The organism is Lacticaseibacillus sp. 30, assembly GCF_053819265.1.
The window spans coordinates 1-730 of the sequence record NZ_JBSOQX010000073.1 but is presented as its reverse complement, the minus strand read 5'-3'; the positions used below and the strand labels follow the sequence as shown (position 1 = coordinate 730).

The following is a 730-nucleotide window of genomic DNA, read 5'->3' as shown; positions in this document are numbered from 1 at the left end:
TGCAGGCTTGGTAAAGCTAAATAGTCGCTGTATCGCATGTTACTTGTCCTAATGATGTGAAGCTGATCAAATTTATCTGGTGATGGAATGAATCGGTTGAACTGATCTGCAATGTGCAGACCGTCTCGAATTCTGACTGCTGATATTTGAATTGCTCGATTACTGGTTGAGTTAAACTCCGTGTCCATAATCACGTATTCTTTCATCAAGGCAACGCCTCTTTTCGCTGATCTAGGATTCCTTTAACGCCAAAGCTATTTCCTTGGCCGTGCTTGGCCATACGGGACATAGTTCGCTCGCCGTACCTCTTATTCAGATCTTGTCCGTGCAAATTGGTTGTCACGATAGTTGCTTTGTCTTCCCGCATTCTGAAAACATCATCCGCCGTCTGGCGGTCAAAATCACTACCACGCTCGGAACCTAGATCATCGATCACAACCACATCAGCCTTGCCAATCTCATGCATAATTTTCTCGTTCTTCATTCGCACATCTTGTGCATTAGCACTCATGCCAGACTTGAGCCTCTGCATTAAAGCGTTCCAGTCAATGAAAAGGCATGTTTTGCGATAGCCTGTCTTGGTCTGAGTGTCAATTAATATGCCGTTAGCAATATGTGACTTGCCAACTCCTGTGTCACCGATAATCAATGCGTGTACAACCTCGTTACGGCATATTTTGTTAGACAAACCGACAGCGAAGAGTTTCAACTGCTGCTGTCCAAGGCTGCC

General features: G+C 45.1%; 1 protein-coding gene and 1 pseudogene. Both read right to left on the bottom strand.

The window, feature by feature from the left end; all coding sequences use genetic code 11:
• A pseudogene (locus ACWPAB_RS15350) lies at positions 1–206 on the bottom strand (hypothetical protein); the annotation flags it as partial.
• The coding region (locus tag ACWPAB_RS15345; RefSeq protein ID WP_337451898.1) for an ATP-binding protein at positions 206–730 on the bottom strand (525 nt) is incomplete at its 5' end. The pseudogene ACWPAB_RS15350 and the gene ACWPAB_RS15345, both read right to left, overlap by 1 nt.